The sequence below is a fragment of the Pantoea sp. V106_11 genome, from assembly GCF_029967885.1.
GTDB lineage: Bacteria > Pseudomonadota > Gammaproteobacteria > Enterobacterales > Enterobacteriaceae > Pantoea > Pantoea ananatis.
Genome location: NZ_JASCAK010000031.1, coordinates 168,442 through 193,781 on the forward strand (window position 1 = coordinate 168,442; position 25,340 = coordinate 193,781).

Sequence of the window (25,340 nt, forward strand, 5' to 3'; positions counted from 1 at the left end):
GCTCCTGATTTCATCAGGGGCCGTTTCGTTTTTAGTCAGGCATGGTATCCTTAGCGCCTTAAGCCTGAACTGAGCGGCTAAAGCCGTTATAATCACGCCATTCGGGCGATTTAATACATTATTGAGGCATTGTTATGGTACCTGTGGTCGCGCTGGTTGGGCGTCCCAATGTGGGAAAATCTACGCTATTTAACCGTTTAACCCGCACACGAGATGCGCTGGTAGCGGATTTTCCTGGACTGACTCGCGATCGCAAATATGGTCGCGCCGAAGTGGAAGGGCGCGAATTTATTGTTATCGATACCGGCGGTATTGATGGCACCGAAGACGGTGTTGAAACGCGCATGGCGGAGCAGTCGCTGCTGGCGATCGAAGAAGCCGATGTTGTGCTGTTTATGGTCGACGCTCGCGCAGGCATGATGGCCGCCGATCAGCAAATTGCAAAGCATCTCCGCTCTCGTCAAAAAGCAACGTTTCTGGTGGCGAATAAAACCGACGGACTGGATCCGGATCAGGCGGTGGTGGATTTCTATTCTCTGGGCCTGGGTGAAATTCACGCCATCGCGGCCTCGCACGGTCGTGGCGTAACCAGCCTGCTGGAAACGGCGCTGCTGCCGTGGATGGAAAAGGTCGATCCGGTTGAGGTCACCGAAGAAGATGAAAACGAAGCTTACTGGGCAGCCTTAGCGGCAGAAGAAAACGGTGAGGAAGAGGAAGAAGAAGACGATTTCGATCCCACAACCTTACCGATTAAGCTGGCGATTGTTGGCCGTCCTAACGTAGGTAAGTCTACGTTGACTAACCGCATCCTCGGTGAAGATCGCGTGGTCGTTTACGACATGCCGGGCACCACCCGTGACAGTATCTACATTCCGATGGAACGTGACGGTCGCGAGTATGTGTTGATCGATACGGCGGGCGTACGTAAGCGCGGTAAAATTACGGATACGGTAGAGAAATTCTCAGTCATTAAAACGTTGCAGGCGATCGAAGATGCCAACGTCGTCATGCTGGTGATTGACGCCCGCGCCGGCATTTCCGATCAGGATCTGTCGCTGCTGGGCTTTATTCTCAACAGTGGACGCTCCCTGGTTATCGTCGTGAATAAATGGGACGGCCTGTCGCAGGAAGTGCGTGACGAAGTCAAAGAGACGCTGGATTTCCGCCTGGGCTTTATCGATTTCGCACGCGTGCACTTTATTTCTGCGTTGCACGGCAGCGGCGTAGGCAACCTGTTTGAGTCCGTTACGGAAGCCTACGACTGCTCTACAAAACGTGTCAATACCTCCCTCCTGACGCGCATCATGAATATGGCGGCGGAAGACCATCAGCCACCGCTGGTTCGCGGTCGTCGCGTTAAACTGAAATATGCCCATGCGGGCGGTTACAACCCACCGATTGTGGTGATCCACGGTAATCAGGTTAAAGACCTGCCGGATTCCTACAAACGTTATTTGATGAACTATTTCCGCCGTTCACTTAACGTGATGGGAACGCCCATCCGCATTCAGTTTAAAGAGGGTGAAAATCCTTATGAAGGCAAACGCAATCTGCTGACGCCGACGCAACAGCGCAAGCGTAAGCGTCTGATGGCGCATATGAAGAAGAATAAGCGTTAATTGATCGAGGGCCAGGTGGCCCTCTTTTTTTTGCCCTAAGATTGCGTTTATTTGCATAGTCGGATGAAAATATGCGCGCAACGTGTGAAAAATGTTATCAACCCCTGGCCCCTGACGAGATCGATCTTATCTGCACCGGGTGCGGTGTTCGTTATCGCTACCAGCCTGTCTGCCCCGACTGCCATCAGCCCCTTGAGCAACTCAAAAGTTGCGGCGCGACCGACTATTTTTGTCATCATAGTCACGGCTTAATTTCCAGACGTCGTCTCACTTACAGGATTTTTCCTGTCTGACGCCTGGCCACTTCAACCTGCAACACATGAAGATCCCAACGCTGCGAACCGTAACGGCGTAAAAATTTGTAGCGAAAATGCTATTGCTTCGTAACAAACCCGTTTAAACCTTCACGGGATAACGTACCAGGTGGTACAATTTTGCCGCGTCATGACGGGGGCGCCCCGTGCGGTCTGTCTCCGGAACACATCATTCATTTCATGAACGCGGGTCCGCTTTAATTGGAATAAAACAACGCTGCTTCTTTTACCTGCAACGTGACCGGCGATGAGCCGGGTCGCGCACAGGGCTGGAGCGGTTTTGTTTATCAGGAGAGTAAGTGTTATGGCTGAAACATCATCTCGATCCGGTAAAGGGTTGAGAATATGGTCCGTGCTGCTCGGGCTGGTGCTACTGGCAACCGGCCTGTTCTTTGCGGTTGGCGGGGGACAACTCGCGACGCTTGGCGGCAGTTGGTATTTTCTGGTTGCAGGCATCGTTACGGTGCTGTCAGCCATTCAGTTTTTCCGTGCGAAATCCTCCGCGGTTGTCCTGTTCCTGCTGGTGTTTGTAGGAACGTTAATCTGGGCCGTCATTGACGCCGGACTGCAATTCTGGCCTCTGGTTTCCCGCCTGATGGTGCCTGCAGGTCTGATGATTCTGGCGTTCATCACCTGGCCTGCGCTGCGCAAGCGCGAAAACAAGCCTTCGCTGGCAAAAGTGTCGTATGCCTTTTCTGCCGTGATTGCCGTAGGCATGGTCGCTACCTTAGTTCAGATGTTTCAGCCCCATCCTACCGTTGCCTCAACCGGTCAGGAACTGCCGCTGATTCCGGTAGATAAGTCAAAGCAACAGCAAAACTGGGATCACTACGGGAATACCGCAGGGGGAAGCCGCTTTGTTGCGCTGGACCAGATTACTCGCGATAACGTGAAAGATCTGCAGGTCGCCTGGACTTATCACACCGGCGATATCCCTGAAAGCCCAACCGGCAATGGCGCTGAAGATCAGCAAACGCCGCTGCAGGTGGGAAATACCGTTTATCTTTGCACCCCGCACAACAACGTGATCGCGGTGGAAGCCGACAGCGGTAAGCAGATTTGGAAACGTGAGATTAATGCTCAGGCAGAAGTCTGGCCGCGCTGCCGTGGTCTGGCCTATTTTGATGCGACCAAACCGCTTACCCAGCCGACCCAACCGGGTTCTACGCCGGTTCCTGGCGTTACGCTGGCGGCCGGAGACAGCTGCCAGCGCCGTATTCTGATGAATACCATCGATGCGCGCCTGATTGCCATTAATGCTGATAACGGCGAGTTCTGTGAGGACTTTGGTGACCACGGCATTGTGGATCTCAAAAAGGGCCTGGGCGATGCGCCCGATCCGCTTTATCAGCTTACCTCTGCACCCACGATTGCCGGTACCACCGTTGTCGTAGGCGGGCGCGTGGCTGACAACGTTAAAACAGATATGCCTGGCGGCGTGTTACGCGGTTTTGACGTGATCACCGGCCAGATGCGTTGGGCCTTTGACCCGGGCAATACCGATCCGAATGCTATTCTGATGCCGGGCAAGGACTATACGCGGAGTACGCCAAACTCATGGGCGCCGATGTCCTACGATCCGGCCATGAACACCGTGTTTATTCCGATGGGAAGCTCATCGGTTGACCTGTGGGGCGCAAACCGCAACGCACTCGATCATAAATACGGTGCCTCCGTACTGGCACTCGATGCAACAACCGGTAAAGAGAAGTGGGTTTATCAGACCGTGCATAACGATCTGTGGGACTTCGATCTGCCGATGCAGCCGAGCCTGATCGACTTCCCGATGAAAGACGGCAGCACCAAGCCTGCGGTCGTGATCGGCGGCAAAACCGGCATGATCTTTGTGCTGGACCGGATGACCGGCAAGCCACTGACCAAAGTGGAAGAGCTGCCAATGCCGCAGGGACATATCCCTAACGAGCAGTACACCAAAACCCAGCCGCATTCGACCGGTATGCCGATGATTGGTAATCAGACGCTGAAAGAGTCCGATATGTGGGGGGCCACGCCGTTCGATCAGCTTGCCTGCCGTATCGCCTTTAAATCTATGCGCTATGACGGCCTGTTTACCGTGCCGGGTACGGATAAGTCGCTGAGTTTCCCAGGTTCGCTGGGCGGTATGAACTGGGGCAGTATGTCCACCGATCCGAATAACAACCTGTTGTTTGTTAACGACATGCGTTTAGGATTGTGGGTACAGATGATTCCGGTTGATACCAGCAAGGTTTCCCGTGGCAGCAACGGCGGTGAGGCGATCAATACCGGCATGGGCGCCGTTCCACTGAAAGGTACGCCTTATGCGGTGAATAAGAACCGCTTTATGTCACCGCTGGGCATTCCTTGCCAGGCACCCCCGTTCGGTACCTTGTCTGCTATCGATATGAAAACGCAGAAAATCGTCTGGCAGGTTCCGGTGGGTACCGTGCAGGATACCGGTCCGTTCGGGATCAAAATGCGCGCGAAAATGCCAATCGGCATGCCAACGCTGGGCGGCACGCTGGCAACCCAGGGCGGCCTGGTGTTTATCGCCGGTACGCAGGATTACTATCTGCGTGCGTTTGATAGCGCAACGGGTAAAGAAGTGTGGAAAGCGCGTCTGCCCGTTGGCAGTCAGGGCGGCCCGATGAGCTACGTCTCGCCGAAAACCGGCAAGCAGTACATTCTGATCTCTGCAGGCGGCGCGCGTCAGTCACCGGATCGCGGTGACTACGTGATTGCTTATGCGCTGCCAGACAGCAAGTAACAGCGATAACGGGTAAAATAAAAGGGCCGCTCGCGGCCCTTTTTTTGTGCTTATTTTCCGTCCCGGAAGAGCGACACCAGCTCCGGCGGGGCCGACTGTTCCGGTATCAGGATCACCACCGTACCGGCCTCACGGCGCGTGGCGTACTGGATCTGGATACGAAAATAGCGCTGATCCCCGCATCCTACCTTAGTGGCTTTATCCTCTGACTCGCCCAGCGGCATCGCCTGCTCCAGCACTTTGCAGACGCGCTGTTTCTCTGGCGCAGGAAGTTCACCTAAGGGAAAACGACGCTCGCTGCGTAAGCCGGGGATAAAAGCAAAGCCACCTTCGCGCGTCACCACAATGGTGGCGTCGTCGGTAAGTTCGGGGAGTTGACTCATAATACGCCTACCTCTTTCCACGCCTGTTCAATTTTGCTGCCGACGGAACGATCAAAGCGCTTTTCACCGTGCTGCACGGTCAACTGTGCAAAGGTTTTGAAGTCAGCATCCTGATGCAAATTATCATCACACAAGGTGTCATACCACGCTTGCCCTGCCTGTTCCCAGGCAAAACCACCTAGTGCTTGTGCTGCCAGATAAAAGGCACGGTTAGGAATGCCAGAGTTCAGGTGCACGCCGCCGTTGTCTTCTCGCGTTTTAATATAGTCGTCCATATGGCCCGGTTGCGGATCTTTACCCAACATTGGGTCGTCATAAGCGGTGCCGGGGTGCGACATCGATCGCAAGCCTTTGCCATTGATGCCTTTCGCCAGCAGGCCTTCACCAATGATCCAGTCGGCCTTATCGGCAGTCTGTTTTTTACTAAACTGCTTCACCAGGGAGCCAAAGACATCGGACATCGATTCATTTAGCGCGCCAGCCTGTTCAAAATAGATCAAACCGGCTTCGGTTTCTGTGACACCGTGCGATAACTCATGCGCAACAACATCGATAGCGATAGTAAAACGGTTAAAGATCTCACCATCGCCATCGCCGAACACCATCTGCTGTCCGTTCCAGAAAGCGTTCTGATATTTTTCACCATAGTGAACGGTTCCCGCTAATTTCAAACCGTTATTGTCCAGAGAATTGCGTTTATATATCTGCCAGAAGAAATCGTGTGTGACGCCAAGATAGTTCCAGGCCTCGTCGGCGGCAACGTCACCATTTGAAGACTGGCCTTCTTTACGCACCAGGGTTCCCGGCAACGTTTCCTTGTTTTTGGCATCATAGATTTCACGCTCAATCTTCCCGGCCTGCGTGGTTTTCGGCGCAGCCGTCTTTTGCCAGTGCTCCGCCATCAGGTGCTGAACGTGGGTGAGGGTACGGCGCGCCTGCTCCTGCTGATGACCGGAACCGTGGGCGATAATCTTACGGAGAATATAGGGAGGGATAACGCTGAAAGCCATTGTAGACTCCTTGGCACGAGGGATGTACCAGGAAGTATAGTTAAGAAATGCTTTTCTTTCGTTTCGGTTTTTCGGGAATAAGCTGCGTGACCTGACTTTCTACCCAACCATCATCGAGACGGGTACGCAGTAAATCGCCTGTGCTCACCTGACGCGTTTTCTTCACCACCTGGCCAGCGTTGTCGGTCGTGACGCTAAATCCACGCGCCAGCGTGGCTAACGGACTGACGCCTTCCAGTTGGGCCGCAAGCTGACCGAAGCGGTTTTTGTCACGGTTAAGCAATTTTTCCATGCTTTGTTGCAGGCGATAGTGCCAGCTTTGTAGGCTTTTTTGCGTCAGATACAGGCGCTGCTGTGGCTGCTGCTGCGCCAGGCGCTGTGACAGGCGGTCCTGCTGGCGAGTGGCATTGCGAAGCCGCTGTTCCATCGCCTCGCCCAACCGCTGCTGCAGGCGAAACAGTGCGGTTTGCTGGCGGGCCAGACGCAGTTGAGGATGCTGCTGCTGCAGGCGATGATCCAGGCGACTGAATACCCGCTGCTGGCGCGCCAGATAATAATCCATTGCCATCTCCAGCCGCTGTTGCTGTGACTGCAGCTGGCGCAGGAGTTCAAGTTGATTACGGCTGACAATCTCTGCCGCAGCGGAAGGCGTTGGCGCGCGCAGGTCAGCAACAAAATCGGCAATGGTGACGTCGGTTTCATGGCCAACCGCGCTGACCACGGGAATGCGACTGGCAAAAATCGCACGCGCAACGCGCTCGTCATTGAAACTCCACAGATCTTCCAGCGAACCGCCGCCGCGACCCACGATCAGCACGTCGCATTCGGCACGCTGGTTCGCAAGCTCAATGGCGCGCACGATAGCGGCAGGCGCATCTACGCCCTGAACGGCAGTGGGATAAATCACAACGGGCAGTGAGGGATCGCGACGATGCAGCACGCGCAGAACATCGTGCAGGGCTGCGCCCGTCGCAGAGGTGACCACGCCAACCTGCTTAGCCGGCTGTGGTAAGGGCTTCTTGTGTTCGGGTTCGAACAAGCCTTCCTGCGCCAGCCTGGCTTTCAGTTGCTCAAACTGCTGCTGCAGCAGGCCTTCACCAGCGGGATGCATACTTTCAATAATCAGCTGATAATCGCCGCGCGGTTCATAGAGTGTGATATTTGCGCGAACCAGGACCTGCTGGCCGTGCTGGGGACGGAACGTCACACGACGATTACCGTTACGGAACATGGCGCAGCGGACCTGGGCGCCATCATCTTTCAGGGTAAAGTACCAGTGGCCAGAAGCGGGCTGGGTGAAATTGGAGATCTCGGCGCTGAGCCAAACCAGGCCCATCTCATTCTCCAGCAGCTGACGCACTGTCGTATTGAGACGGCTGACGGTAAAAATATTGGCGTTTGGCGGCAGCGACATGTGACGAAGATCAAATTCCAAATCAGTAGGTTAATCAGTCGATACTACATTGCTGATTGCGCGGATCAAGACTTTTTCTCAAATAATAGTGGAGGCAATCGATTACGGCCTGTATAATGCCGCGGCAATATTTTATCTATTCTCACGCACCCGAGGTGGAGTATTGCCATGTTAAGAATCGCTAAAGAAGCACTCACTTTTGACGACGTCCTGCTCGTTCCTGCACACTCCACCGTCCTGCCGAATACGGCCGATCTCAGCACTCAGCTGACCAAAAACATTCGTCTGAATATTCCCATGCTTTCTGCTGCAATGGATACCGTGACCGAAGCGGGTCTGGCTATTGCGCTGGCGCAAGAGGGCGGTCTGGGCTTCATTCACAAAAATATGTCGATTGATCGCCAGGCAGATGAAGTGCGTAAGGTTAAAAAGCATGAAAGCGGCGTCGTCACCGAACCGCAGACCGTGTTGCCCACCACTACGCTGGCGGAAGTGAAAGAACTGACCGAACGCAACGGCTTTGCCGGTTACCCGGTCGTGAACGCGGATAACGAGCTGGTGGGCATTATCACCGGTCGCGATGTGCGCTTCGTCACCGATCTTACCCAGCCCGTGACGGCCGTGATGACGCCAAAAGAGCGCCTGGTGACAGTGAAAGAGGGTGAAGCCCGTGATGTCGTCCTGCACAGAATGCATGAAAAGCGCGTAGAAAAAGCGCTGGTCGTGGATGACAGCTTCCACCTGCTGGGGATGATCACCGTTAAAGACTTCCAGAAAGCCGAACGTAAACCTAACGCCTGTAAAGATGCGCAGGGTCGTCTGCGCGTCGGTGCGGCTGTAGGCGCCGGTGCGGGCAACGAAGAGCGCGTAGATGCGCTGGTTGCTGCCGGTGTGGACGTACTGCTGATTGACTCGTCGCATGGCCATTCAGAAGGCGTACTGCAGCGTATCCGTGAAACCCGCGCTAAGTATCCTGACCTTGAAATCGTCGGCGGCAACGTTGCAACAGGTGCGGGCGCGCTGGCCCTGGTTGAAGCTGGCGTGAGCGCGGTTAAAGTCGGTATCGGCCCGGGCTCCATCTGTACTACGCGTATCGTTACCGGTGTGGGTGTCCCTCAGATCACCGCCGTTTCAGATGCCGTGGCCGCGCTGGAAGGCACCGGCATTCCGGTTATCGCGGACGGCGGTATTCGTTTCTCTGGTGATATCGCGAAGGCGATTGCCGCGGGCGCATCCTGCGTCATGGTGGGATCGATGCTGGCAGGTACCGAAGAATCACCGGGTGAAATCGAACTTTATCAGGGCCGCTCTTTTAAATCCTACCGTGGAATGGGCTCGCTGGGCGCCATGTCTAAAGGTTCGTCGGATCGTTACTTCCAGACCGACAACGCTGCTGACAAGCTGGTGCCAGAAGGTATTGAAGGCCGCGTGGCTTATAAAGGCCGCCTGAAAGAAATCGTGCATCAGCAAATGGGTGGCCTGCGTTCCTGCATGGGCCTGACCGGCTGCCAGACCATTGATGATCTGCGTACCAAAGCCGAATTCGTGCGCATCAGCGGCGCGGGCATCAATGAAAGCCACGTGCACGACGTGACTATCACCAAAGAGTCACCGAACTACCGCATGGGTTCATAACCCCGTAAGATTTCCCGCCCGGCAACAGCCGGGCGCTTTACTTTAAGTCACCGTTCTGGAAACCCCTCAATGACGACGGAAAATATCCATAAGCACCGCATTCTGATTCTCGATTTTGGTTCTCAATATACGCAGCTGGTTGCGCGCCGCGTACGTGAGCTTGGCGTGTACTGTGAACTCTGGGCCTGGGATGTTACCGAAGAGCAGATTCGCCAGTTCAATCCAAGCGGCATCATTCTGTCTGGCGGCCCGGAAAGCACAACCGAGCATGGCAGCCCGCGCGCGCCTGACTATGTGTTCACGGCTGGCGTGCCGGTTCTGGGTGTTTGTTATGGCATGCAGACCATGGCGATGCAGTTGGGCGGCAAGGTGGAAGGATCCAACGAGCGTGAGTTTGGCTATGCGCAGGTTGAAGTCAACACGGCAAGCGCCCTGATTCGCGATATTGAAGACGCCATCAGCGCAGCCGGTAAACCGTTACTGGATGTCTGGATGAGTCACGGTGATAAAGTGACCGCTATCCCTGCTGACTTTGTTACCGTTGCCAGTACAGAAACCTGTCCATTTGCCATCATGGCGAACGAAGAGAAACGCTTCTACGGCGTGCAGTTCCATCCGGAAGTGACGCATACGCGTCAGGGGCTGCGCATGCTGGAACGTTTTGTTATCGATATTTGTGAATGTGAAGCGCTCTGGACACCGGCAAAAATCATCGAAGATGCCGTCGAGCGTCTGCGCGTGCAGGTCGGCAACGACAAAGTGATTCTGGGCTTATCTGGCGGTGTGGATTCGTCAGTGACCGCCATGCTATTGCATCGCGCCATCGGTAAAAACCTGACCTGCGTATTCGTCGATAACGGCCTGCTGCGTCTGAACGAGGCCGAGCAGGTGCTGGACATGTTTGGCGACCATTTTGGTCTGAACATTGTTCACGTTGATGGCGAAGCGCGTTTCCTGGACGCCCTGGCCGGGGAAAACGATCCGGAAGCGAAGCGTAAAATCATCGGCCGCGTCTTTGTTGAAGTCTTTGACGAGCAGGCACTGCGCCTGGAAGACGTGAAGTGGCTGGCGCAGGGTACCATCTACCCTGATGTGATCGAATCGGCTGCCTCTGCTACCGGTAAAGCGCACGTGATCAAGTCGCACCACAACGTCGGCGGCCTGCCGAAAGAGATGAAGATGGGCCTGGTCGAGCCGCTGCGCGAGCTGTTTAAAGACGAAGTGCGCAAGATCGGTCTGGAGCTGGGCCTGCCTTACGATATGCTCTATCGTCATCCGTTCCCGGGGCCAGGCCTTGGCGTGCGCGTACTGGGTGAAGTGAAGAAAGAGTACTGTGACCTGTTGCGTCGTGCGGATGCCATCTTTATTGAAGAGCTGCATAAAGCCGATCTCTACAACAAAGTCAGCCAGGCCTTTACCGTGTTCCTGCCTGTACGTTCTGTTGGCGTTATGGGCGATGGCCGCAAGTATGACTGGGTCGTTTCACTGCGCGCGGTAGAAACCATCGACTTCATGACCGCCCACTGGGCGCACCTGCCGTACGACTTCCTGGGCCGCGTGTCCAACCGCATCATCAACGAAGTTAACGGTATTTCCCGGGTGGTTTATGATATTTCCGGCAAGCCACCGGCGACGATTGAGTGGGAATGATTTACAGCCTTTTGCTGACGATTGACACCGATTTGTAAAACCCTTGAGCCATCAGCGTTTGCTGGTGGCTTTTTCTTTTTATCGATTGATAACGATTGCTGAAAGCCACAATTTACCGTCGGTATTTTTGACGGTATGGCCGATCCGTTGTACGCTCCAGATCCTTTTTTACCGTTACCAGATTGGTAGCGGTGACGGTATTCGGAGCCGACCATGCTTACAGACACAAAGATAAAAAACCTCAAGCCGCGCGATAAGGCGTACAAAGTTGCAGACCGTGAAGGGCTCTATGTATCCGTGCTGCCGCGCGGCACGATCTCATTCCGCTATGACTATCGATTCAACGGGCGCCGCGAAACCCTGACGATCGGCAAATACGGGCCTGACGGTATTAGCCTGGCCGAAGCACGTGAGCAACTCAATACCGCTAAAAAGCTCATATCTTCTGGCGTGTCGCCGTCTGCGGCGAAACGTGACGGTAAAAAACAGATTGCCGGTGCGGACAGGCTGAACCATTTTACCGTCAAATACATGGAGCATGCCCGCCTGGCTGACAGCACACGCGCGATGAAACAGGCAGTTATCGACAGGGATATCCTGCCCGCGCTTGGCAATAAGTTGATGACGGAGATAAACACGGCTATGGTTCGTGACCTGTGCGACAGGATTGTGGCGCGTGGTGGCCGGGCAACAGCCGTTCAGGCCCGCGAGATAATCGCCAGCATTTACCGGTATGCGACTGACCGCGGGCATGAGTTCATTAATCCCGCCGAACGTATCCGGGCTTCATCGATCGCTACGTTTGAGCCGCGCGTCACCACGCTTACACCTGCAGAAATCGGACTGTTCTTCCGCGCGCTCGATAACGTCTCCACGATGGCCACGCTCAAACTGGCCGTAAAATTTGTCATGCTGACCATGGTCAGGAAAAGCGAATTCACGCACGCTGAATGGGATGAAATAGATTTCAAACGGATGTTATGGAAGATTCCGGCCGAGCGGATGAAGGGATCAAGAGAGCATGTAATCCCGCTTTCAACACAGGCTAATGATTTGCTGGTTGGCCTTAAAATGTGTGCTGGTGGCAGCCATTATCTTTTGCCTGGTCGATATGACATGGCTAAGCCGCTGTCAAATGCAGCGCTTAACAGGGTGTTGACGATAACTATTGAGGCTATAAGGGAGTCAGGGGAAAAGATAAAGGATTTTACAGTACACGACATCCGCCGGACGGCCAGCACGCTTTTGCATGAGGCGGGTTATCCGTCTGACTGGATAGAGAAGAGTCTGGCCCATGAACAGAAAGGCGTGCGCGCGGTTTACAACAAAGCGGAGTATCTCCCGCAACGCACGTTCATGCTGCAGCAATGGGCCGATATGGTGGATGGGTGGACAGAGGGGAGTATCGAAGATTTGGTGCCTTTCTCACCGTTAAAATTTGAGCAGTGGATGTCTCAGCGGTCAGGGTGATCGCCAAGCGTTTTATCTGCTAGGGTGGCAGAAAGGTAAACCATCCCCGCCGGAAGCCAGAAAATGCAGATCCAGAATGATGCGAGAGAGTGCGGCGGGTTTTCCAAGCGGCCTAGCAGGTAGGCGGCAACAATCAGATAAAGCGTAATTATGATCATGCCACCCTCCCGGCGATTAATTGCACACTGCTGTCGCACTGGTTTCCCCAGTGGTGCCAGCCCGGGGCCGCGCATCGGCTGAACAACTCAATGCGTGACACGTCACCATATAGCTGCTCAAGGCGGTGACGCACCTCCCAGGGTTTTTCGCTGTGTTCACCCAGGCAGGAGTAAACCACCTGCTTTACTGAGGCGCTGGCACGACTCAGGCCGTTCCCGCGTGTAGCAATCAGCACATCCTCAGTGTTTGCACGCGTATGGTTGCCGCCATTCATGCGGGTTTCTGCGTTCAGTATGTCCAGCAGATCGTTGAAGTCGTAAATTGTCTGCTCTTCAAGGTACCGGTTAATCCTTTGTTCAGCCAACTGGTTCAGCTTCACCCAGGTGAAGCCCTTCATTGTTCTGACGCGGAATCCCCAGGCCTCTGCCAAATCTCGCGCCTCCTGGTTGTGCGTGCCGGTGTACCACATCGCCAGCACTGCGTTTTCTTCTGCCAAATCCCATACGGGAAGGCGCTTGATATCAGCCAGGCGCATCGTCGAATAGTGATTACCGGCAGCGCCATTGCTGATTTTATTGCCGTATTCCCAAGGGGGATCGGCATAGATAAGCTTGTATTTCATGCTGCGATTCCTTTTTCCTTAATATTTGGACTGAGCCATAAACATTCGGTCTTAACTTTTGTACCTCTGCCAGCCGAAATACGAGATTCTTTGGTTTCTTTTCTCCAACCGCCAAGCATATCGTTGTATATCTCGCTGTCGTATCCGCTGATCATCACCATGCCTTTCAGCGTTCTTGCCACTGCAAGCAATTGCTCGTGGCCATTTGGCGTCATTTCATGGTTGTAATAGCGGTTACCCTTAACACGAGTTTCCGGCACATATGGTGGGTCAATGTAATGCAGGGTGCTATCAGCATCGTGGGAACGCATTATGGCCAGAGCATCTTTGTTTTCGATTATCACTCCCTGAAGTCGCTGGCATATGGCGCCCAAATTATCAGGATATCTCTCCCACAAATGGGAGGCAGTTGCGTACTTTCGCTTACTGTCGCAACGGAAACCGGAGTTTCCGCCTATACCAGCAGCAGATCCAAAACCCATGCATGCCCTGACAACCATTCTTCGAGCGCGCTCAACTGGATCAGAACTGAATTCCGCCGCGGCATAGAACTCATCACGTGCATAAGGGGTTAGTCGGCAAGCATCCTGAAGGCGCTGGTTCATTTCACTATTACGAAGTACCCGAAACAGATTTACAATTTCGCCGTCGAGGTCGTTATAGACTTCGGCATAGCTGCGTTTTTTTTGAATCAGAACTCCCGCAGCGCCGCCGAAAGGTTCTACATAACATGTATGCTCGGGCATAAATCCAATTACCCATGAAGCAAGGCGGAACTTACCGCCGTGATAGCGAATGACAGGATGTTTGATACTCATGCCCGCACCTCACGCAGCAGCTTGTCCATCTGGTAGATGTGACTGGTTTTGCGACACTCATCGAAAATGACATTTACGCTGTTGCATGGCGTCAGCCGGCGGTTAGAATTGCTCAGGCGGCGGTTAATCTCGCTGATTTCAAATTCCTGACTGGCATCATGCAGCCAGCAGATAAAATCGCGGCCATGTTGATGCCGGAAAACTATTCCGGCTTTATACAACTTGCTCAGTGCGCACATAGAGCTGTCACGGCGTAAACCCTGCTTTTCAAGGTGAGCATGTATATCGACGGAGCGCGCTGATCCTCTCTCTTTGAGGAAAGCGTAAATCAATTCTTTGGCTGTCATGGTTAACCTGCCATGCGCATCATGTCGCGCTGTTTCTGGTGGTTGGGATTGGCTTCAAACTTCGCGGCCAGTGACGGGTCACGCACGGCAGACGCCGCGTTACGCTGGCGCTCATCGAGCCACGCCTCTACTTCGTCCTCATTCCAGGCAACTGTGCGGTTGGTTAACGGGAAACGCTTGGGAAACTCGCCTTTGGCTTCCATCTGATTGATGGTGTACTCGGACAGTGGCACCTTCTTCAGCAACTGGTCCTTGCGGATTGCACCTTTCATAATTCTTTCTCCAAAGAAAAGGGCGCTCTGCGGCGCCCATAGGTTTTCACTGGTGTTGGTTAAACGTATTCGGCTTTCATGTCAGCCAGGGTGATTGAGAAGCCTTCGTGCAACTCATCTCCCAACTGGCCTTTGAGGCGCTGCAGGTCTGCTTCAACTTTCAGGAAGGTTTCTTTCGCATCGGGTGCGCTGGCGTCCAGGCTATTGATCGCGGCTTCAATCTTGCCGCGTGCGTCATGCTGTTTGTAGACTTTGCCAGCGCGTGAACGCAGAGACCGGAACGTTGATTCGCTCAGGGCTTCTTTGTGCTGGCTGATCTTCTCACCGATGGCCACAGCTTTTTCAAGCGTGTCAGCCTGCTCAATCTCTTCCTGCAGACCAGCAACAACAACGTCATCGTCGTGGTTATCTGCTGGTTGCACGTTATCGCCGCTACTACCGATCATGTTGTTCAGGTCGGCGGTGGATCGCGGGGTGATATCGCGCTCGCCGCGTGGGGTATCGTCGAGCTCATCTGGGGTGTAAACACCTAACAGAACGTCAGGAGCGTGCAGGCGCGCCCAGCGCTTGGTGCAGAGATAAGCAAGCTGCTGTTTCGGATCCTGTTCCCATAATGGCGAGTTACGCACACCAGCCTGCGCCATGCTGATAGTCAGATCGCGCGGCTCGGCCTCGCCTCTCAGCACAGCCGAAACGGTGACGGTAAGGTCTGGTGACTTATCGTTTTTTCCGCTGCACTTCGTCCAGTCGCCTGACCAGTTGTAATTTATGCGGCTAGCGAGCAGGGAAGAGGATGACACAACAGCATTAACCAGTTGCGCCTCATAGCCCAGCGTGCCGTTAACAATGTGTGTTTTCTGCGCTACTGCAAACGGGTTCATTCCCCACTGTGCAGCCTGCATAGTTACAGCCAGGCAGTCCGCCGTCTTTCCGCGAAGATGCTGGGGAACAGTTGCGGCACCCTCTGCCATTATTTGTGCAAACTGCTGCAGACGCATAAGTCCTTCCGGGCTAAAAATCGCCGATGCGGTGCTGACGTTTTCGGTGGTTGCTAACTGATTACTCATAACTGATTATCCTTTTTGCGCGCCCATGCCGGGCGTGAAAGAGATTCAACGCCGCCCCATGAATTGGTCAGGCGGCACTGGTGATAGGTTTGCAGGTCACGGCGGTAAAGCTCGTGGCCCACGGCAACATCTTCCTGCTCGAGCTGAAACACCCGGACCGGATAGCGGCCGCAGTCGATCGACTCGCTGACGGCGATAAAGACAAACTGCGGGTATTCGTTGAAGTGCTGATAGAAGCCATCGCGGTACATGGCGTCCTGTACGTGATACCGGAATTCCTCGACGTGACGCGTAAAGCGGTCCATGTCTGCCACTTTCTTCACGTCCACGATTACCGGCTGTTGTTTCAAAAACCGGTCAGGCCGGATCCGGCAAAGTTCTCCGGTCTGCTCGTCATCCCAGTAAATGGACGCTTCACAGTGGCCATCTGCTTCCAGGAAGAACCGCGCCGCCGGGTGGGCCATGGCGCTGGCCTGCATCAGCTTTAGTTTGCGGTGCTGCTCATGATCCAAAACCGTTTTACCGGTAAATGCGCAGTCTTTAAGGAATTCGGCTTCTGCGGCTTTACCCTCATTGCTGCGACGGTTGAACTGAGGCGCTTTGATGAATCGCTTATCGAATTCATCAGGCTCAAGCAGGACGCAGTGCAGCGCGGTACCCATATCGAGTGCCTGCAACTTTTCTTCATCCTGCGGCGCCTGTTTGCGCCACTGGTAAACAGCCGGGTTGATAGCGATATCGTCCAGTTGTGATTTGCTGACACCGGCGCCGGAGTGATAAGCCTCATTGCTGATGTCAAAATAAAGCCCCGGATCATTCGGGGCTAATGAGATTTCAGGGTTAGTTGTCATGGTGTCCAGTCCTCGCCAAGCCACTCCATGTCTCGCCAGTCGAGTTCAGCCTGTGCAAGGCAGATTTTGTCGACCATCTCTGCGTATGCATCCTGAGCCGCTTCGAGGTTCAGACCAGCCATGGTGTGATTTATGGAAGGGTGGCGGATCTCTTCAATACCTATCGGCCACTGCTCTTTGAGTGTTTCCGCTCTGTCGCGGATCCACTCATCTTTTTTTACTGACGCATCATGCTGTTGCCAGCGCGCTTCCTCGATGCGTTCGTGAACTGCATAAGCGCTCATAAGCACCTCAGTAGTTAATTGACACGGCGCTGATTTTTCCCAGCACGATTGCAGTGATGCACGCCTTTGCCTGATCTTCTGGTATTCCAGCTACAATCAGGTCTGCAACAGCCTGCGCGTTAATTACCCGGCGATGCTCTTTATCAGCGGCACGTGCGGCAACTTCATCAGCCTGCCTTTTTTCTTCAGCAACTCTCGCTGCTTCAGCAGCTGCGGCGCGCTGGCGTTCAGCTTCAACAGCTTCCTGTCTTTCACGGTCTGCCTTTTCTCGAGCCTCACGTGCTTCACGTTCTGAACGCTCAATGGCTGCCAGGCGGTCACGCTCTGCCTGTTCAGCCCTGGCCTTTAAATCGGCCTCGCGCCGCTTGGCTGCTTCCCGCTCATCCTTAGCTTTCTGCTCTGCAATGCGAGTAGCTTCTTCTGCCGCCTCGCGCTTTAACTGCTCATCGCGCTGGCGCTGTGCTTCAGCGGCCTGCTGCTGGCGCAGCCTTTCAAGCTCTGCCGCTGCTTCCTCGCGCTTTTTAGATTCAGCCAGCGCGGCCTCAAGCTTTTGCACAGTTGCGTCTTTAGCAACGCCAGCCTCTGTTGCCAGTTCCTGCCAACTGTCTCCCAACTCAACAGCTTTGGCTGAGATAAGCCGATCGCTGATGCTATGCGATGGCAGGTAGTTACCAACGTCGTCCACGACATAGGCCAGATCTCGCAGAGCAGCAATGCGATTTTGAAGTGCTTCTATGCGTGCCTTTTCGGCGTTTTCCCACTCGGTCAGAGGCTGGCGGGTTTCATCACGTATGCGATCGCACTCTGTTACGAACCGGCGCAGCTCAGCTTCAACAACCTTGGGTTGCTCCTTCAGGCGCTTAAGGTAGTCGCGTCCAGGCTTTTCAATAGCTGTTTTGCTGCGGGAAACCTTTGAAGCCAGAGAGGCGATTCGGTCACGGCCTTTTTTGGTGCTAAGGTCAGGCGTCTCGTTAACGGCCTGGCGGATTTTCTCGATGTAATGATCGAGACCGTTTTCGACGTAAAGCGCAGGGGCCTGTTCGTCGGAAATGTTGATAACGACTAATTCAGTGCCTTCAGACATATTTTTTACTCCATGTCAGCCGCGACGCTGGCGGCCATCTTTTGTGTGAATACCCATTCAACACCGGCTTTAAAGCTGCTGAACTGCTGTTCAATGCCCAGCACGCATGCGGTGAAAATGAACATCCCGTTTTGGTAACGATATTTCATAATTGAATCCAGAATTACCGTTTTGGTAATAGTTGATTGCACGACAAATTACCCTTCAGGCCATAAGCCTGGTGGGCGATCTTTCGGAACTGATCACGGTTTACGACCTGGGTGTAACGCTGCTGAATGATGGTCATTCGCCAGAGATACCCACATGCCATACGGACTATTACGAACGGCTCTCCCTTCTCATCAGTTAATTGCATAGCTGTCTCCGGAAGAGGAATAATCACTGTCACTTTCCAGGCAAGCATTCCGGTTTGACGGGTCAGCGTTGCCATCTGGTGGGCGGCCAGATTCAGGTTTGTGAATGCCCGTTGCGGATTGTTAAAGAGCGTCAATTACCAAATTGGTAACTATTGAGGCTAATAATAATCGCTTGTCTGAAGATGTCAATCGTTAACGAGAGAAAAAATTACCAAAAAGGTAATAGTAACTGCGGTGGTGATGCGATGGGGGTTCGGTATGCTGATTCTGTTTTGCGGATGGATCAGTTATCGCTGGTGCTTTTTGCCTGGCTGATAACGAATGACACAAAGCTGCTGATCTTCTCTTTATCGGAGGCATCCAGCTTTGAATAGGCATCACGGTCATAATCAATCATGCGATCGTCATGTGCCGGGATAAGCAGCTCGTAGCCGCGGCGCCCGAAACCTTTGGCAATCGAATTCACCGTGCTGATTGTCGGATCGATCTCCTGGTTGAGAACGCGCCCGATAGTGGACTGAGTAACGCCGCTGGCCTGGTGCAGTTTACCCTGGGTTCTCAGGCTTTCCGATTTATCCATCCAGACGCGAAGGTTGTTTGCCAGAACTTCACGGATCTCTACATCGGGATTGGCAGGCATGACATTATCGCGGTCATTGTCGAGCCAGTAATCTTCCAGCTTCAGCAGGCGCTCAATCTTGCGTGCTGCAGCGCTGCCCATAGGTTTGTCACGCGTCCACCTGCTGATGAGGTTTGGCAGCATGTTCAGGGCCTGGGCCATTTTGGTCTGATTTCCCTCAAATCGGGCTTCGAGCAAATAAATCAGATTCGCTTTACGGATCCCGGAGATAGGTTTCATTTTTTCCTGGTGCTCAGATTTAGGTTAGTGATGACTTAGTGCATTTAAACCGATGTTACCTTTCTGGTAAATGCACCAGATTGGTAATTAGTGTTGCGAAACGCTACCGCATAGGTAACAATTCGATGATTGAAATCGTTATCTGGAGGCCCACATGGAGCCGTTTGACTTCAAAGAGTTCTGGCAGGGTTTGTCGACTGAAGAAAAGAAGCAACTGGCTAAAGAGGCTGGTACCACAACGCATTACATCAGGACTCATCTGGTTTATGCTCGCCGCGTTCCGACGCGTAACTACATGACAGGGTTACAAAAAGCCTGCGCCAAAATCGATCCGGCTATTACCACTGAAAGGCTGCTATCCTTCTTCTACTCTGCTGCCTGACCTGTTACCCGCCACGCTTTAAAGCCGCCTTTATGGCGGTTTTTTCATATCTGCAACTTACTAAATTCCCTTACAAAACAACCAATCGTTACCAAATATGCAAATAGTACTTGATTAGTCTGAATAAAAGTTAAAAATAGTCGTAATAGTAAACGTAGGAGAAGTAATTAAATGAAAATCATTACTCGCATGGATGCCGCAAAAGCGGGTCTGAAGCGTTACTACACTGGCAAGCTGTGTAAGCACGGCCATAAAAGCGAGCGTTACGTTTATAACGGCCATTGCGTGGAGTGCGCGATGAATTCCAGCCTGCGTCGCCAGGCTGAGATTAAACAAATCATGGAGAGCGCCGCGGATAGTAATTCGCTGGGGGTGATTTGATGGCTGGAGACTGGATCAAGATGCGCGCCGACCTGCATACGCATCCGAAAGTTGTCCGCATGGCGTCCGCATTGAAAGCGGACAGATTGCGGATAGTTGGCGGACTACATTCCGCATGGTGTCTTTTCGATGTCCATTCTGTTGATGGTTTTCTCGAAGGATACAGTCCGGACACACTCGATGACCTGATCGGCTTCCCGGGGTTTTCTCGCGCAATGATTAACGTTGGCTGGCTTGAAGAATCCGACGAAAGCCTTGTCATGCCTCGCTTTGACGCCCATAACGGCCAGTCAGCCAAGCGCCGGGCACAGGATGCAGATCGCAAAAGAGAGCGGAGAAATGTCTCCAAAACGTCCGCATCAGAAGCGGACAAATTGCGGACCAGAGAAGAGAAGAGAAGAGAAGATAAAGATCAAACCCCTTATATAACGCGCGAAGAAAAATTTCCTACGAGTCAGGTTTCACATCCGTCACAGGTTCAACCGGTGAACGTCCCTTCTGGAAAATTCATGCTGACGCGTGACTGGGTTCCATCGCCTGACTTTTTCATGAAAGCGGCACAGTGGGGAGTGATTTTAAATCCTGATGAATTTAAGCCTGAGCATCTGACCTCGTTCCTCGATTACTGGATCGGGGAGGGCAAAGCATTCACTCACGTCCAGTGGGAGCAGAAGTTTGCCCGCCAGCTGGAACGCATCAAAAACGAAACGGCGAAGCAAAAAGGAAAAACCGGCCTCGACTTCAGTAACACCGACTGGATACACCCAATCAGAGACGAATACGCATGAATAACATCACAACGCACTTACAGAATTTCAGTTTTAACCAGCCAGCGCATTCAGCAATGGCATCAGGCCACAACTCTCGCGAAGAGTGGGATCATGCTGCCAGCCTGTTCAATGGCATCTTTGACCAGCTGCGCGCCGCGTTTCCGGCCAGCAGCACTACGTTCAGAGCGCAGTCTGATATCGATGCCTTCCGTCAGCAGTGGGTAAGATCGTTCATGGAGAACGGGATCACCACCATGCAGCAGATTGATGCAGGCATGCGGCATGCCCGCAAGCAGCAAACGCCGTACATGCCTTCACCGGGTAAGTTTGTCGCCTGGTGCAAAGACAGCTCGACAGTACTGGGTGTCACCACAGAAGAAGCCATGGCAGAGTTTCACCGTTACAACCGGGACCGCGGCCTGGCTAAGTCGCCCGAGCAATTCAACTGGTCAAATCCGGTTCTGTACTGGGTTATCACTGATGCGCGCCAGGCGATGATCCAGCGCTGCCTGAGCGAATCCGAGGTAGAGACGTTTATCACCCGCAAACTTAACGACTGGTCGAAGAAGGTGGCAGCAGGTGAACAGGTGCCCGATCCGGTGCAGATGATTGAATCCAAACCCAGGGCAGCAGCACATCAACCGTCGCCAAAGGATTACGAATACCAGTACATGCCGAACGCGGCGCATATGGGCAGTGTCACCCCGGCGCAATGGCTGCTGGAGGAATACAAAAGGCGTAAGGCAATGGGCCTTAAAACGTAGTCATGGGATAAATAATTACTGAAATGGTAATTAATCCTTCGCCAGCGCAACCAGATTCAATTGAACGGGGTAACAACGTACAAATGGGCTATGAGTTTTAAAAACGTCTCAGAACGCGATATAGAGCGTTTTAGAGGCATACGAGGAAAGCGCAAAAGTGCGCATTTTTTTACTTGCCAGTTATTACCAAATTGGTAATAGTAACCAGATAGGTAACACGATGCATAAAAGATTACATGCGCTGGGTCGACTCAGGACCGGCCAGATGAACAAGACCGAAAGCGCCTACGCAAACCACCTGGAGTTGCTCAAGCGCGCCGGGCAGGTCGTCTGGTACCGCTTCGAAGGGATCAAGCTGCGCCTCGCTGACAACTGCTTTATCACCGTCGATTTCGCCGTGATGTACGCCAGTGGCCAGCTTGAAATGCACGACGTGAAAGGCTCAAAGCGAATTTTCAGTGATGACGCCCGGGTGAAAATGAAGGTCGCCGCAGACGCGTATCCGTTCGTTTTCAAAGCCGTTTACCCAAAACCCAGGGCGACAGGCTGGGACGTAGAAGAGTTTTAAACAGGTTAACCAGAGAAGTAAAAAGCGTGTTAAGTGACAAAAACGTGATTTCTTATAACGGTCTGAGGTGAAAAATATTTATGCAAAATAACAAGTTAAGTGATGTTAACTCGAAAAGCGGTAGTGAGTTAATCGCTATTGCTCACGGCATAGCTGCCAACTTCGAATCGCCGGCCACTGAATTACTGCGTGAACTGGCCAGCCGCCTGGAGTGCGCCATCGTCCGTGGTGATGAGCTTGCTGTTAGCTGGTATATGGTCGGCGAATTTGGCGAACCAGACCTGCCAGTTGGTGAAAGCAAATCATATTGGGTTTGCTATCGCAGTAATGGCGACCAAAAGTTACGGGTTTCTCAAGCTGTTTGGTTCAATCAATCAAAGCCTGAAGGTTTGGATGAAGACGATGATGGAGATTGTGAGCTTTACACGCCAGATGGTGAACCCTACTGGCCTGTAGGTTGGCACGAGGCTTACTGCCATGAAGATTTCTCGACCTATTACCTCGGTTGGGATTGCGGCCAGATTCTTGCTTACGCTGAACTGAAATTGCCTCAGATTCCTGTGCAACTACTCTCCGGCACCCATGACGCTGCCAAGGATGGTGAGTGATGTCTATCGTTTGCGATAAACACCTGACCGATGAGGTTATTGCCAAGGCATTTGAAAACACCAATTTTGGACGTGAAGACCATCGCACTATCTTGGCTGAAACGGTGATGAAGCGTGCGGCTGGATATCACTCTGGATGGACAGCCACAACCATCTGTATTCGGCTGGGGCTGTTGACCGAAAAGAACCAGTCTGCCACAAAGCTGGGCATGACTATGGCATTCCACCACTATTACAGACAATCAGTTCGCGATGCGATCAATGCCGATCGCCTGCGTCACGGCACCCATGACACTGCGGATAAGGCGGGTCTCAAATGAAAGAGCGCCCAATCCTATTAAACGCCGAAATGGCTCGTGCAGTTCTGGACGGCAGGAAGACGCAGACGCGCCGCATGTTGACTCCGCGCCAACTGAAGATGATTGATGCCGCTGCCAGTATCGGTGAATGCTATCCGCTTGAGTCCGGCCATCAGCATGGAAACAGCCAAAGTTACTACCGCGAATGGTGCCCGTTCGGTGCAGTAGGTGATCGCCTGTGGGTGCGTGAGACATTTGCGACCCTGGCTTGCGGGAGTTACGAACCGGAAAAGCCTTCATGGAGCGGAAGTTGCCAAGAGGCTCGCTATCGTGCCACTGACAGGCTCGCTGACCTAAGTGCTGATATCCGTGGTTATGGCTGGCGTCCATCAATCCACATGCCGCGCTGGGCTTCCCGCATAACGCTGGAGATTACCGGCGTTCGTGTGGAGCGGCTGAACGCTATCAGCCAGGAAGACGCGCACGCAGAAGGCTTGGAGCTTACCGGATGGCGGCCAACATACTACGACCCAGATAGCGGCGGCGAGGTTATGACCCCATACGACAACTTTGCTGAGTTGTGGTCATCCATCTACGGCGAGGAAAGCTGGCAGGCTAACCCGTGGGTGTGGGTCATTGATTTTAAGCGTCTCGATAATGCGGATAAGGCGGGTTGATATGGATGTTCATCACGACGAGTGTGAAGCAGCTGGCGTTGACCCTGAAAAGTTAAAGCGCCTAGCAGCAAGGCTATCTAAATGCGGCAAAGAACTGAAAGAGATGGGGCTTGAGGTTTTTGGCGGCTCAGGTGCTGGTTCAATTAGAACCATGTCAGAAAATGAAGGTAAAGGTCAACTTATTCTAGCTGACATAGATGGTAATTTTGATGGTGGCGATGGTGCTGCACGTCATGATGAAGATGGCCTGCTAAGAGGGGAGTATTTCTGATGACAACTAATTTCCCCAATCCAGTTGATGGTGATGTGCAGGCGCTGATTGGTCTGTGCAAGATTGAAATTAAGCGCTGGAAAGCAGCATCAGAGGCCAACCCTAACATGAGTTATATGCTCACGTTGATGGAAACGTCACTCGCATCGCTGACGGCGGTTCCTTTAGCCTCAACTGAAAAGCATGAAATAAGCAACATGCGAGCAACGGGCCTGTACTTGCGTGCATGGCCTGTGGGTCGGGAAGAAAATGAGCGTGATGGATTCAATATTCATCTCTACACCGCCCCGCCCGCTCATCTTTTGCGCCCGGTGGAGTTGTCGCAATCATTTTACGGCGTGGTCCAAGATGGAAAGTCCGTGATGCTTGCTGCCGATGACGGTCAATGGCTCAACAAAACTGCCGTCATCGAAGCATTGCGCCAGCAGGGCTACGAGGTGAAATCATGATTAGTGAACGCATGAAGCGGCGCATTGAAGAAATGCCAGACGCTCAGCTTATCGACTGGATTTGCCTGTATTGCGTCGATGTGCGCGGCACGCATAGCGACGATGATGCGCAGGAGTTTATCAACGATATCCGGCAGGCTCTGGAAATGCGCCTTAACGCCACCGCACAGCCTGTAAGCGATGGGTGGGTGAAGTGTAGTGACAGGATGCCAGATAACGAAGATTATTATCTGACTTATTCAAACTCAGGTGTTGATGTCGAATATTTCGACGGAAGAGTTTTCAGTGATAAAAAATCAACCCACTGGATGCCTCTGCCAGCAGCGCCGGGAGGCCAGGATGAGTAGGTTGACGTTCGTTGTTGAGTTCGAAGATGGAAAAGAGCCTCCCGTGCATGCCCACATGGAAGCATTCGGCGGCAAGGTAGTTGCGGTTGCATTTTCTGATGCGCTGGCAGAGCAAGGAGAGGTAGACGAAGATGCCTAAATCCCCCGCCGAACGCAAAGCAGAGCAGCGCGCCAGACAGACCGCTGCCGGTGTCAGAAAGCTGGAGATTGTTCTCGATGAGCAGGAACTGGCGATGCTGGAGCAGAACTGTGCCACCCGCCGCCCAGGTCGCGAGCCCTACGAAATGGCAGAATATATCGCTCTGCTTATCCGCCAGGACGATGCGCGGTTCCGTAGCCGGTTCAAATCGATGAGTAAGCGCAAGTGCGGTAAGTGTGGTGATTGCCTTCCTGTGCAGGAATGCCCACTGAAAGAAGAGTCAGCCTGTTGGGTTGGCCTGGGCTGGCATGAAACCAAATTATCATTGTGACATGTCACGGCAATAAAACGCCTCGTCTATACTGGATTAAAGTATTCGACGGGGCTTTTTTATATGCGGACATTCATCAGCGGCGGCGTTAATTTTTACTTCCTGTCACCGGGCGACAAAGTGCCAGAACCGGATGGCGGTTTTATTGGTGCCTATGCCATCTGGCAGCGTGAAGATGACAAGTGGGATGTGCGCTGGTGTCACTTAACGAATAAGTGGGAAGAGATTACTAATCAGTATTTCGACACCGAAAACGAGGCTTTCAACTTTGCTTATGACCACTACGGGAAAAAAGAGGATGAAGGGTACCGGCTTGCGCCTGGCAGAAAGCCGGACGAATGATGACACGAACCTAAAGAAATCAGGCCACCAGTTTGGTGGTTTTTTTTTGCGT

35 protein-coding genes are annotated in these 25,340 nt (G+C 53.1%); 20 read left to right on the plus strand and 15 right to left on the minus strand.

Features of this window, described 5'->3' with window-relative positions:
• Window positions 1-134 precede the first annotated feature (134 nt).
• From der to QLG08_RS16045, 3 genes are all read left to right on the plus strand, one after another.
• Entirely contained in the window at window positions 135-1,619 is a 1,485-nt protein-coding gene (gene der / locus QLG08_RS16035) for a ribosome biogenesis GTPase Der (RefSeq protein ID WP_013026730.1), read from the plus strand.
• A 71-nt stretch (window positions 1,620-1,690) separates the two neighbouring features.
• Complete coding sequence (locus QLG08_RS16040) at window positions 1,691-1,912, plus strand: zinc ribbon domain-containing protein (RefSeq protein WP_014605275.1); 222 nt, start codon at window positions 1,691-1,693, stop codon at window positions 1,910-1,912.
• Between the two features lie 325 nt (window positions 1,913-2,237).
• A complete protein-coding gene (locus QLG08_RS16045; RefSeq protein ID WP_014605276.1) occupies window positions 2,238-4,679 on the plus strand; it encodes a glucose/quinate/shikimate family membrane-bound PQQ-dependent dehydrogenase in 2,442 nt (813 codons plus the stop codon).
• Between the two features lie 50 nt (window positions 4,680-4,729).
• Here the strand turns inward: QLG08_RS16045 and QLG08_RS16050 are convergent, their stop codons facing one another.
• Genes QLG08_RS16050 through xseA form a run of 3 tightly spaced genes read right to left on the minus strand, consistent with a single transcriptional unit; the run spans window position 4,730 to window position 7,486 of the window.
• Entirely contained in the window at window positions 4,730-5,062 is a 333-nt protein-coding gene (locus QLG08_RS16050) for a protealysin inhibitor emfourin (RefSeq protein ID WP_015699744.1), read from the minus strand.
• The gene (locus tag QLG08_RS16055; protein WP_013026727.1) at window positions 5,059-6,072 is read right to left on the minus strand and encodes a M4 family metallopeptidase; all 1,014 of its coding nucleotides are present in this window, start codon (window positions 6,070-6,072) and stop codon (window positions 5,059-5,061) included. The genes QLG08_RS16050 and QLG08_RS16055 overlap by 4 nt, the downstream gene beginning before the upstream one ends.
• A gap of 40 nt (window positions 6,073-6,112) precedes the next feature.
• Entirely contained in the window at window positions 6,113-7,486 is a 1,374-nt protein-coding gene (gene xseA, locus QLG08_RS16060; RefSeq protein ID WP_029568387.1) for an exodeoxyribonuclease VII large subunit, read from the minus strand.
• 168 nt (window positions 7,487-7,654) lie between these two features.
• Here xseA and guaB point away from each other — a divergent pair, with 168 nt between their 5' ends.
• From guaB to QLG08_RS16075, 3 genes are all read left to right on the plus strand, one after another.
• Window positions 7,655-9,121: an IMP dehydrogenase gene (gene guaB, locus QLG08_RS16065; protein WP_013026725.1), complete on the plus strand. Its 1,467-nt coding sequence runs from the start codon at window positions 7,655-7,657 to the stop codon at window positions 9,119-9,121.
• A gap of 69 nt (window positions 9,122-9,190) precedes the next feature.
• The gene (guaA, locus tag QLG08_RS16070; protein WP_013026724.1) at window positions 9,191-10,771 is read left to right on the plus strand and encodes a glutamine-hydrolyzing GMP synthase; all 1,581 of its coding nucleotides are present in this window, start codon (window positions 9,191-9,193) and stop codon (window positions 10,769-10,771) included.
• Between the two features lie 213 nt (window positions 10,772-10,984).
• Window positions 10,985-12,241 (plus strand): site-specific integrase, encoded by a 1,257-nt coding sequence (locus QLG08_RS16075; RefSeq protein ID WP_282472995.1) that lies wholly within the window; start codon window positions 10,985-10,987, stop codon window positions 12,239-12,241.
• On the opposite strand, the gene QLG08_RS16080 is transcribed toward QLG08_RS16075, so the two are convergent.
• From QLG08_RS16080 to QLG08_RS16135, 12 genes are all read right to left on the minus strand, one after another.
• Window positions 12,226-12,399, minus strand: a complete 174-nt coding sequence (locus tag QLG08_RS16080; protein WP_282472996.1) for an MFS transporter permease — start codon at window positions 12,397-12,399, stop codon at window positions 12,226-12,228. The genes QLG08_RS16075 and QLG08_RS16080 overlap by 16 nt on opposite strands.
• Window positions 12,396-13,022: an MT-A70 family methyltransferase gene (locus QLG08_RS16085; RefSeq protein WP_282472997.1), complete on the minus strand. Its 627-nt coding sequence runs from the start codon at window positions 13,020-13,022 to the stop codon at window positions 12,396-12,398. The genes QLG08_RS16080 and QLG08_RS16085 overlap by 4 nt, the downstream gene beginning before the upstream one ends.
• Window positions 13,019-13,840, minus strand: a complete 822-nt coding sequence (locus tag QLG08_RS16090; protein ID WP_282472998.1) for a DNA adenine methylase — start codon at window positions 13,838-13,840, stop codon at window positions 13,019-13,021. Before QLG08_RS16090 ends, QLG08_RS16085 begins: the two co-directional genes overlap by 4 nt.
• The gene (locus QLG08_RS16095; protein ID WP_282472999.1) at window positions 13,837-14,187 is read right to left on the minus strand and encodes a hypothetical protein; all 351 of its coding nucleotides are present in this window, start codon (window positions 14,185-14,187) and stop codon (window positions 13,837-13,839) included. The genes QLG08_RS16090 and QLG08_RS16095 overlap by 4 nt, the downstream gene beginning before the upstream one ends.
• A gap of 2 nt (window positions 14,188-14,189) precedes the next feature.
• Entirely contained in the window at window positions 14,190-14,459 is a 270-nt protein-coding gene (locus tag QLG08_RS16100) for an AlpA family phage regulatory protein (RefSeq protein WP_282473000.1), read from the minus strand.
• Between the two features lie 59 nt (window positions 14,460-14,518).
• Window positions 14,519-15,526 carry a RecT family recombinase gene (locus tag QLG08_RS16105; protein WP_282473001.1) on the minus strand — a complete coding sequence of 336 codons (1,008 nt, stop codon included), beginning with the start codon at window positions 15,524-15,526 and terminating at the stop codon, window positions 14,519-14,521.
• Window positions 15,523-16,377 (minus strand): PD-(D/E)XK nuclease-like domain-containing protein, encoded by an 855-nt coding sequence (locus tag QLG08_RS16110; RefSeq protein ID WP_282473002.1) that lies wholly within the window; start codon window positions 16,375-16,377, stop codon window positions 15,523-15,525. The genes QLG08_RS16105 and QLG08_RS16110 overlap by 4 nt, the downstream gene beginning before the upstream one ends.
• Window positions 16,374-16,661, minus strand: coding sequence for a host nuclease inhibitor GamL (gene gamL, locus QLG08_RS16115; protein ID WP_282473003.1), 288 nt, complete (start codon window positions 16,659-16,661; stop codon window positions 16,374-16,376). The genes QLG08_RS16110 and gamL overlap by 4 nt, the downstream gene beginning before the upstream one ends.
• 7 nt (window positions 16,662-16,668) lie before the next feature.
• Window positions 16,669-17,745 carry a hypothetical protein gene (locus QLG08_RS16120; protein WP_282473004.1) on the minus strand — a complete coding sequence of 359 codons (1,077 nt, stop codon included), beginning with the start codon at window positions 17,743-17,745 and terminating at the stop codon, window positions 16,669-16,671.
• A gap of 5 nt (window positions 17,746-17,750) precedes the next feature.
• Window positions 17,751-17,894: a hypothetical protein gene (locus QLG08_RS16125; protein WP_164482445.1), complete on the minus strand. Its 144-nt coding sequence runs from the start codon at window positions 17,892-17,894 to the stop codon at window positions 17,751-17,753.
• A 14-nt stretch (window positions 17,895-17,908) separates the two neighbouring features.
• On the minus strand, window positions 17,909-18,175 hold the full coding sequence (locus tag QLG08_RS16130) for a hypothetical protein (protein ID WP_259232689.1): 267 nt from the start codon (window positions 18,173-18,175) through the stop codon (window positions 17,909-17,911).
• A gap of 209 nt (window positions 18,176-18,384) precedes the next feature.
• Window positions 18,385-18,960: a helix-turn-helix transcriptional regulator gene (locus QLG08_RS16135; protein WP_210466968.1), complete on the minus strand. Its 576-nt coding sequence runs from the start codon at window positions 18,958-18,960 to the stop codon at window positions 18,385-18,387.
• Between the two features lie 154 nt (window positions 18,961-19,114).
• Here QLG08_RS16135 and QLG08_RS16140 point away from each other — a divergent pair, with 154 nt between their 5' ends.
• The 14 genes from QLG08_RS16140 to QLG08_RS16205 all read left to right on the plus strand — a co-directional run bounded on the left by QLG08_RS16140 (window position 19,115) and on the right by QLG08_RS16205 (window position 25,288).
• Window positions 19,115-19,342, plus strand: a complete 228-nt coding sequence (locus QLG08_RS16140; protein WP_164482443.1) for a hypothetical protein — start codon at window positions 19,115-19,117, stop codon at window positions 19,340-19,342.
• A gap of 171 nt (window positions 19,343-19,513) precedes the next feature.
• The gene (locus QLG08_RS16145; protein ID WP_210487290.1) at window positions 19,514-19,723 is read left to right on the plus strand and encodes a hypothetical protein; all 210 of its coding nucleotides are present in this window, start codon (window positions 19,514-19,516) and stop codon (window positions 19,721-19,723) included.
• A complete protein-coding gene (locus tag QLG08_RS16150) occupies window positions 19,723-20,511 on the plus strand; it encodes a DnaT-like ssDNA-binding domain-containing protein (protein WP_282473005.1) in 789 nt (262 codons plus the stop codon). The genes QLG08_RS16145 and QLG08_RS16150 overlap by 1 nt, the downstream gene beginning before the upstream one ends.
• Complete coding sequence (locus QLG08_RS16155; RefSeq protein ID WP_282473006.1) at window positions 20,508-21,257, plus strand: replication protein P; 750 nt, start codon at window positions 20,508-20,510, stop codon at window positions 21,255-21,257. Before QLG08_RS16150 ends, QLG08_RS16155 begins: the two co-directional genes overlap by 4 nt.
• Before the next feature lie 220 nt (window positions 21,258-21,477).
• The gene (locus QLG08_RS16160) at window positions 21,478-21,825 is read left to right on the plus strand and encodes a DUF1064 domain-containing protein (protein WP_282473043.1); all 348 of its coding nucleotides are present in this window, start codon (window positions 21,478-21,480) and stop codon (window positions 21,823-21,825) included.
• Between the two features lie 80 nt (window positions 21,826-21,905).
• A complete protein-coding gene (locus tag QLG08_RS16165) occupies window positions 21,906-22,433 on the plus strand; it encodes a hypothetical protein (RefSeq protein ID WP_282473007.1) in 528 nt (175 codons plus the stop codon).
• On the plus strand, window positions 22,433-22,753 hold the full coding sequence (locus QLG08_RS16170) for a hypothetical protein (protein WP_282473008.1): 321 nt from the start codon (window positions 22,433-22,435) through the stop codon (window positions 22,751-22,753). Before QLG08_RS16165 ends, QLG08_RS16170 begins: the two co-directional genes overlap by 1 nt.
• The gene (locus QLG08_RS16175; protein ID WP_282473009.1) at window positions 22,750-23,409 is read left to right on the plus strand and encodes a morphogenetic protein; all 660 of its coding nucleotides are present in this window, start codon (window positions 22,750-22,752) and stop codon (window positions 23,407-23,409) included. The genes QLG08_RS16170 and QLG08_RS16175 overlap by 4 nt, the downstream gene beginning before the upstream one ends.
• A gap of 1 nt (window position 23,410) precedes the next feature.
• Window positions 23,411-23,680 carry a hypothetical protein gene (locus QLG08_RS16180; RefSeq protein WP_282473010.1) on the plus strand — a complete coding sequence of 90 codons (270 nt, stop codon included), beginning with the start codon at window positions 23,411-23,413 and terminating at the stop codon, window positions 23,678-23,680.
• Window positions 23,680-24,129, plus strand: coding sequence for a hypothetical protein (locus QLG08_RS16185; RefSeq protein WP_282473011.1), 450 nt, complete (start codon window positions 23,680-23,682; stop codon window positions 24,127-24,129). Before QLG08_RS16180 ends, QLG08_RS16185 begins: the two co-directional genes overlap by 1 nt.
• Window positions 24,126-24,476: a DUF551 domain-containing protein gene (locus QLG08_RS16190; protein WP_282473012.1), complete on the plus strand. Its 351-nt coding sequence runs from the start codon at window positions 24,126-24,128 to the stop codon at window positions 24,474-24,476. Before QLG08_RS16185 ends, QLG08_RS16190 begins: the two co-directional genes overlap by 4 nt.
• A complete protein-coding gene (locus QLG08_RS16195) occupies window positions 24,469-24,615 on the plus strand; it encodes a hypothetical protein (RefSeq protein WP_282473013.1) in 147 nt (48 codons plus the stop codon). The genes QLG08_RS16190 and QLG08_RS16195 overlap by 8 nt, the downstream gene beginning before the upstream one ends.
• The gene (locus QLG08_RS16200) at window positions 24,608-24,946 is read left to right on the plus strand and encodes a hypothetical protein (protein ID WP_282473014.1); all 339 of its coding nucleotides are present in this window, start codon (window positions 24,608-24,610) and stop codon (window positions 24,944-24,946) included. Before QLG08_RS16195 ends, QLG08_RS16200 begins: the two co-directional genes overlap by 8 nt.
• Before the next feature lie 63 nt (window positions 24,947-25,009).
• Window positions 25,010-25,288, plus strand: a complete 279-nt coding sequence (locus QLG08_RS16205) for a hypothetical protein (protein ID WP_282473015.1) — start codon at window positions 25,010-25,012, stop codon at window positions 25,286-25,288.
• The last annotated feature ends 52 nt before the right edge of the window (window positions 25,289-25,340 follow it).